Annotated in this window: 5 protein-coding genes and 1 pseudogene; 4 read left to right on the top strand and 2 right to left on the bottom strand. The window is 76.0% G+C overall.

The annotated features are described in order from the left end of the window. Positions 1-64: 64 nt before the first annotated feature. From nirB to ACFWEK_RS17385, 4 genes are read left to right on the top strand one after another with little or no spacing between them, the layout of a single operon-like run. Entirely contained in the window at positions 65-2,770 is a 2,706-nt protein-coding gene (nirB, locus tag ACFWEK_RS17400) for a nitrite reductase large subunit NirB (RefSeq protein ID WP_430554842.1), read from the top strand. Next, positions 2,767-3,177, top strand: a complete 411-nt coding sequence (gene nirD / locus ACFWEK_RS17395) for a nitrite reductase small subunit NirD (RefSeq protein ID WP_430547554.1) — start codon at positions 2,767-2,769, stop codon at positions 3,175-3,177. The genes nirB and nirD overlap by 4 nt, the downstream gene beginning before the upstream one ends. Continuing rightward, on the top strand, positions 3,174-3,977 hold the full coding sequence (gene cobA, locus ACFWEK_RS17390; protein WP_430554841.1) for a uroporphyrinogen-III C-methyltransferase: 804 nt from the start codon (positions 3,174-3,176) through the stop codon (positions 3,975-3,977). The genes nirD and cobA overlap by 4 nt, the downstream gene beginning before the upstream one ends. Positions 3,978-4,014: 37 nt before the next feature. Then, entirely contained in the window at positions 4,015-5,121 is a 1,107-nt protein-coding gene (locus tag ACFWEK_RS17385; RefSeq protein ID WP_430554843.1) for a uroporphyrinogen-III synthase, read from the top strand. Between the two features lie 3 nt (positions 5,122-5,124). Here the strand turns inward: ACFWEK_RS17385 and ACFWEK_RS17380 are convergent, their stop codons facing one another. Continuing rightward, positions 5,125-6,180 carry a sulfate/molybdate ABC transporter ATP-binding protein gene (locus tag ACFWEK_RS17380; RefSeq protein WP_430554840.1) on the bottom strand — a complete coding sequence of 352 codons (1,056 nt, stop codon included), beginning with the start codon at positions 6,178-6,180 and terminating at the stop codon, positions 5,125-5,127. Next, positions 6,177-6,304 (bottom strand): annotated as a pseudogene (locus ACFWEK_RS17375) (molybdate ABC transporter permease subunit); the annotation flags it as partial. The gene ACFWEK_RS17380 and the pseudogene ACFWEK_RS17375, both read right to left, overlap by 4 nt.

The raw sequence follows: 6,304 nt of genomic DNA, 5'->3' as shown, positions 1-6,304 counted from the left end.
GATGTTCCCGTGAGGTAACCGTGGCCTGACGGCCGCGACACGGCGGCTTCCTAGCGTCAGCGCCATGAACGAGACGCAGGGCACGCCCCCCAGCACCCGGCCGGACCCGCGGCACGTCGTCGTCGTGGGCGGCGGCATGGTCGCGCAGCGCTTCGTCGAGGCGCTGCGGGCGCGCGACGACGCCGGCGCCTGGCGCGTGACCGTCTTCGCGGAGGAGCCGCGCAAGCCGTACGACCGGGTCGGGCTCACGCGCTACTTCGAGGTGCGCGACGCCGAGGAGCTCACGCTCGGCGACCCGGCGCTGTGGGACGACCCGTTGGTCGACCTGCACCGGGACTGCGCCGTCGCGTCGATCGACCGCGCCGCGCGGACGGTCACCGACCGCCTCGGCCGCGTGCACGCCTACGACGAGCTGGTGCTCGCGACCGGGTCGAGCGCCGCGATGCCGCCCATCGACGGCAACGACCTGCCCGGCGTCTTCGTGTACCGCACGATCGACGACGTCGCGGCGCTGCGCGGCTGGGTCGAGTCCAAGCGCGAGGCGGGGCGCGTCGAGACGCGGGGCGGCGTGGTCGAGCGGCCGGTGCGCGGCGCGGTCGTCGGGGGCGGACTGCTGGGGCTGGAGGCCGCGGGCGCGCTCAAGGCGCTCGGCGCGCAGGCCACGGTGATCCAGTTCGGCACGCACCTCATGGACGTGCAGATCGACCTGGGCGGCGGGCACGCGCTCAAGCGGCTCATCAACGACAAGGGCATCTCGGTGCGTACCGACACCGCGACCAAGGCGATCCGCCCGCACCGCCGCACCGGGCACGTGGGCCGCATGGACTTCGCCGACGGCGGCCGGCTGGACGTGGACGTCGTCGTGATGGCCACGGGCGTGCGGCCCCGCGACGAGCTGGCCCGCGCGGCCGGCCTGGAGGTCGGCGAGCGCGGCGGTGCCGTCGTCGACCTCACCTGCCGCACGGCCGACGCGCACGTCTGGGCGATCGGCGAGGTCGCCTGCATCGAGGGCCGCTGCCTCGGCCTGGTGGCGCCCGGCAACACGATGGCGGAGGTCGTGGCCGACCGGCTGCTCGGCGGCGAGGCCACGTTCCCCGGCGCGGACACGGCGACCAAGCTCAAGCTCTCGGGCGTCGACGTCGCGAGCTTCGGCGACGCGCACGGCCGCACCGAGAAGTCGGTCGAGATCGTGTGGGCCGACCCGCTGCGCGGCGTCTACAGCAAGCTCGTCATGGCCGACGACGCGCGGACCCTGCTGGGCGGCGTCTTCGTCGGCGACGCCCGTCCGTACGCGTCGCTGCGCCCGATGCTCGGCGCGGAGCTGCCGGGCGACCCGTCGGCGTTCCTGCTGCCCGAGGGCGCGGGCGGCGCGCCCTCGCTCGAGCTGCCCGACGACGCGAACGTCTGCTCGTGCAACAACGTCTCGGCGGGCACGATCCGCGGCGCGGTGACGGAGCACGACTGCACCGACGTCGCCGGCGTCAAGGCGTGCACCCGCGCCGGCACCACGTGCGGCGCCTGCCTGCCGCTGGTCACCAAGCTGACGAAGACGGAGCTGGCCAGGGCCGGCGTCGAGGTGAGCAACGCGCTGTGCGAGCACTTCGAGCTCTCCCGCGCCCAGCTCTTCGACGCCGTGCGCGTGGCCGACCTGCACACGTTCAGCGAGATCATCGCCAGGTTCGGGCGGGTGCCCGACGGCGCGAGCGACGCCGGCCGCGGCTGCGACATCTGCAAGCCCACGGTCGCCTCGATCCTGGCCAGCCTCGGGAACGGGCACATCCTCGCGGGCGAGCAGGCCACCCTGCAGGACACCAACGACCACATGCTCGCCAACATGCAGAAGGACGGCACGTACTCGGTCGTCCCGCGCATGCCGGGTGGCGAGGTGACGCCCGAGGGGCTGATCGTCGTCGGGCAGGTCGCGAAGGACTTCGGCCTCTACACGAAGATCACCGGCGGCCAGCGGATCGACATGTTCGGCGCCCGCGTCGAGCAGCTCCCGGAGATCTGGCGGCGGCTCGTGGACGCCGGCTTCGAGTCCGGGCACGCGTACGGCAAGTCGCTGCGCACCGTGAAGTCGTGCGTCGGGTCCACCTGGTGCCGGTACGGCGTGCAGGACTCGGTGGGCATGGCCGTCGAGCTCGAGCTGCGGTACCGCGGGCTGCGCTCGCCGCACAAGCTCAAGCTCGGCGTCTCCGGCTGCGCCCGCGAGTGCGCGGAGGCCCGCGGCAAGGACGTCGGGGTCATCGCCACCGACCAGGGGTGGAACGTCTACGTGGGCGGCAACGGCGGCCAGACGCCGAGGCACGCGCGGCTCCTCGCCGAGAATCTCTCGTCCGCCGAGCTGCTGCGCACCGTCGACCGCTTCCTCATGCTGTACATCCGCACCGCCGACCGGCTGCAGCGCACCGCGCCGTGGGTGGAGGAGTACGAGGGCGGGCTCGAGGCGATCCGCCAGGTGGTGATCGAGGACTCCCTCGGCATCGGCGCGGACCTCGATGCCGCGATGGCGCAGCACGTCGAGGGGTACGAGGACGAGTGGAAGGCCGTGCTCGACGACCCGGAGAAGCTGGCCCGGTTCGGCTCCTTCGTCAACGCCCCGACCACGCCCGACCCGGCGCTCGCGTACGTGCCCGAGCGCGGGCAGAAGCGCCCGGCCACCGCGGACGAGGTCGCCTCCGGCGCCGACGGCCCTGTCGACCCCGACCTCGTCTCCGCCCTCACCAGCCCCGTCCTCGTCGCCGGCCCCACCCTGGAGGTGCGCGCATGACCGCCCTGACTCCGAGCACCACCGCCACGACCCTCGTGGACGGCCCCGGCTGGACCGCCGTCTGCCCGCTGGGCGCGCTGGTCCCCGAGCGCGGCGCCGCCGCCCTGGTGACCGGCTCGGACGGCGAGGAGCTGCAGGTGGCGCTGTTCCGCCTGCTGGACGGCACGGTCTGCGCCGTGCAGCAGCTGGACCCGTACTCGGGCGCGAACGTCATGTCGCGCGGCATCGTCGGCACCCGCGGCGGCACGCCCACGGTGGCGTCCCCGGTGTACAAGCAGGTCTTCGAGCTGCACACGGGCCGCTGCCTCGACGCGGCGGGCAAGGAGCCGCGCGCGGGGCTGGCGGGGGACCTCGCGTCGTTCCCGGTCGTCGTGTCCGACGGCGTCGTGCACGTGGGGATCGGATGACGACGCCCGGCGCGACCCTCGGCCGCGTCACCCTGGTCGGCGCCGGTCCGGGCGCCGCGGACCTGCTCACGTACCGCGCGTGGCGCGCGCTGACCACGGCCGACGTCGTCGTCACCGACCGGCTGGTGCCGCGCGAGGTGCTCGACGACCTGGACCCCGGCGTCGAGGTCGTCGACGTCGGCAAGACGCCGGGCCGGCACACGCTGCCGCAGGAGGAGATCGACGCGCTGATCGTGGCGCGCGCGCTGGCCGGCCAGCGCGTGGTGCGCCTCAAGGGCGGCGACCCGTTCGTCTTCGGCCGCGGCGGCGAGGAGGTCGCGGCCTGCCGGGCCGCCGGGGTGCCGGTCGAGGTGGTGCCCGGGGTCTCGTCCGCGCTCGCCGCGCCCGCGCTGGCCGGGGTGCCGTTGACGCACCGCGGCACGACGACGGCGTTCCACGTCGTCACGGGCCACACCCGCGACGGCGCGGCGGGCGGCGACGTGCTCGACGACGTCTCCGTCGCGTGCGTGACCTCGCGGGCGGCGACGCTGGTCGTGCTCATGGGCGTGGCCGCGCTGCCCGGGATCGTCGCCCGCCTGCTGGACGCGGGCGCCGCGCCGGGGACGCCCGTCGCTATCGTGGAACGAGGTTCGCTGCCCGACCAGCGGGTCACGCGCGTCGCCCTCGACCTGGCCGCCAAGCGTGCCGAGGAGGTCGGGGTCCGCGCGCCGGCCGTGGTCGTGATCGGCGACGTGGCCCACGAGGAGCTGCTGGAGGTCGCGCGTGACGCAGGAGGAGCCGCAGGGCAGGTCGGTGGCTGATACCGCGCCGGGCCCACGGCCGGCGCTGGGGCAGGTGATGGCGGGCTGCACGGTGCTGGTCACGGCCGACCGCCGCTCGGGCGAGCTGGCCGCCGCCCTGGAGCGCCGCGGCGCCGCCGTCCGGCACGCTCCGGCGCTCAGCATGATCCCGCACGTGGACGACGACGCCCTGATCGCGGCGACGCGCGCCCTCGTCGCCGACCCGCCGGACGTCGTCGTCGCGACCACCGGCGTCGGGTTCCGCGCGTGGATCGAGGCCGCCGACGCGCACGGGCTCGCCGACGACCTGCTCGCCGTCCTGGGCCGGTCGCGGATCGTCGCGCGCGGTCCCAAGGCGCGCGGCGCCATCCAGGCCGCGGGGCTGCAGGCCGACTGGGTCGCGGAGTCCGAGACGTCCGCCGAGGTCGCCGAGGTGCTGCTCAGCGAGGGCGTGAGCGGGCTGCACGTCGCCATCCAGCACCACGGTGCGGGCGCCGACGGGCTGGACGTCGTGTTCGAGAAGGCGGGCGCCCGGGTGTCCGCGCTGGTCGTGTACCGGTGGGGGCCGCCGCCCGACCCGGCCGCCGTCGAGGCCTCCGTGCGCGCCGCCGCGGCGGGCGAGATCGACGCGGTCGCCTTCACGTCCGCGCCCGGCGCCGAGGCGTGGCTGCGCGCCGTCGAGACCCAGGGCCTGCGCGACGCGGTCGTGGCGCGGTTCGTCGACGGGTCGATGGTCGCCGCCGCCGTCGGGCCCGTCACCGCGCGCCCGCTGGAGTCGCGCGGCATCCCGACCCTGCAGCCCGAGCGCGGCCGGCTCGGCGCGCTCGTGCGGTCGATCGTCGGGCACTACGAGCACCTGGAGTCGGTGGCCCTCGCCACCGTCGCCGGGCCGCTCGTCATCCGGGCGCGCGTCGCCGTCCTGGACCAGCAGGTGCTGCCCCTGTCGCCGACCGGCGTCGAGGTGCTGCGGCTGCTCGCCTCCGCCGGCGGCGACGTCGTGCCGCGCGAGCGCGTGCTCGACGTGCTGCCCGGCAGCTCCCGCGACCCGCACGCCGTCGAGGTCGCCGTCGCCCGCCTGCGCGACGCCACCGGTCGCCGCGAGCTGGTCAAGACGGTGGTCAAGCGTGGCTACCGGCTCGAGCTGGCGCACGACGAGGCGCTCTGAGGGTCAGGCCGGGTAGACGTCGACCTCCGCGGCCTTGACCGTCAGCCACACCCGCGCGCCGGGCACGAGGGCGAGCTCGGCGGCGGACTGGGGCGTGACGTCGGCGGCGAGGCGGTCGGTGCGCACGCGCACCAGGTCGCCGCGCGGCTCGAGGGACCGCACCGTGGCGCGGAACGCGTTGCGCGGGGAGCCGTGCCGCTCGTCGAGGTACACGGCGACGGCGGCGGGTCGGAAGACGGCGGTCGTCGGCGTCCCCGCGGCGATCCCGTCGGCCGGGGTGCGGCCGTGCACCACCTCGCCCGCGGCGGTGCGCACGCCGTCGCCGGTCCACGACCCGGCCAGGAGGTTGAGCCCGGCGATCTTCGCCGCGAACGCGCTGCGCGGCCGGCTCAGGACCTGGGCGGTCGGGCCGTGCTCGACGACGCGCCCGCCCTCGACCACGGCCACCTCGTCGGCGAGCAGCAGCGCGTCGAGGACGTCGTGGGTGGTGATCACCGCCGTCTGCCCCTCGAGCAGGTGGCGGAGGGTCTGGCGCAGCTCGGGCGTGACGTCGACGTCGAGCGCGGCCATGGGCTCGTCGAGCAGCAGCAGCCGCGGTTCGGCCGCGAGCGCCCGCGCGACGGCGACGCGCTGCGCCTGCCCGCCCGACAGGGTCGAGGGCGCGCGGTCCGCCAGGTGCGCGAGCCCGACCTGCTCGAGCCGCCGGCCTGCCGCCGCATCGGCCGCGCGCCGTCGGGCGCCCTGGGACCGCGGCCCGAACGCCACGTTCTGCCGCACGGACAGGTGCGGGAAGAGCAGCGGCTCCTGCGCGAGCAGCGCGACGTGCCGGTCGTGCGGCGCCACCCAGGTGCGGACGCGGCCGCCGGCGGCGCGCACGAGAGGGCGGCCGTCGAGCACGATCTCGCCGTCGTGCGGGCGCAGCGTGCCCGCCGTGAGGCCGAGCGCCGTCGACTTGCCCGCCCCGTTGGGGCCGAGCAGGGCGAGGGTGCGGCCCTCGGGGACGTCGAGCTCGACGTCGAAGCCGCGGGCGGGCAGCGTGGCGGCGAACGTCAGCGTCACAGCAGGCTCCGGTCCCGCCGCGTGGCGGCGATGACGAGGACGGCGACGACGACGAGCAGGAGGGACAGCGCGACGGCGGCGTCGGGGTCGGTCTCGCGCTGCAGGTAGATCTCCAGCGGCAGGG

This window comes from Isoptericola sp. NPDC060257, from assembly GCF_042726645.1.
In the GTDB taxonomy this organism is placed as follows: Bacteria; Actinomycetota; Actinomycetes; order Actinomycetales; family Cellulomonadaceae; genus Isoptericola; species Isoptericola nanjingensis.
Note: the sequence above shows the minus strand (reverse complement) of the source record. Positions and strands in the feature narration are given on the sequence as shown.

Bases quoted from the DNA above. Each gene is read 5' to 3' on its own strand.
- nirB (WP_430554842.1), top strand. From the start codon at position 65: ATGAACGAGACGCAGGGCACGCCCCCCAGCACCCGGCCGGACCCGCGG.
- nirD (WP_430547554.1), top strand. From the start codon at position 2,767: ATGACCGCCCTGACTCCGAGCACCACCGCCACGACCCTCGTGGACGGC.
- cobA (WP_430554841.1), top strand. From the start codon at position 3,174: ATGACGACGCCCGGCGCGACCCTCGGCCGCGTCACCCTGGTCGGCGCC.
- ACFWEK_RS17385 (WP_430554843.1), top strand. From the start codon at position 4,015: ATGGCGGGCTGCACGGTGCTGGTCACGGCCGACCGCCGCTCGGGCGAG.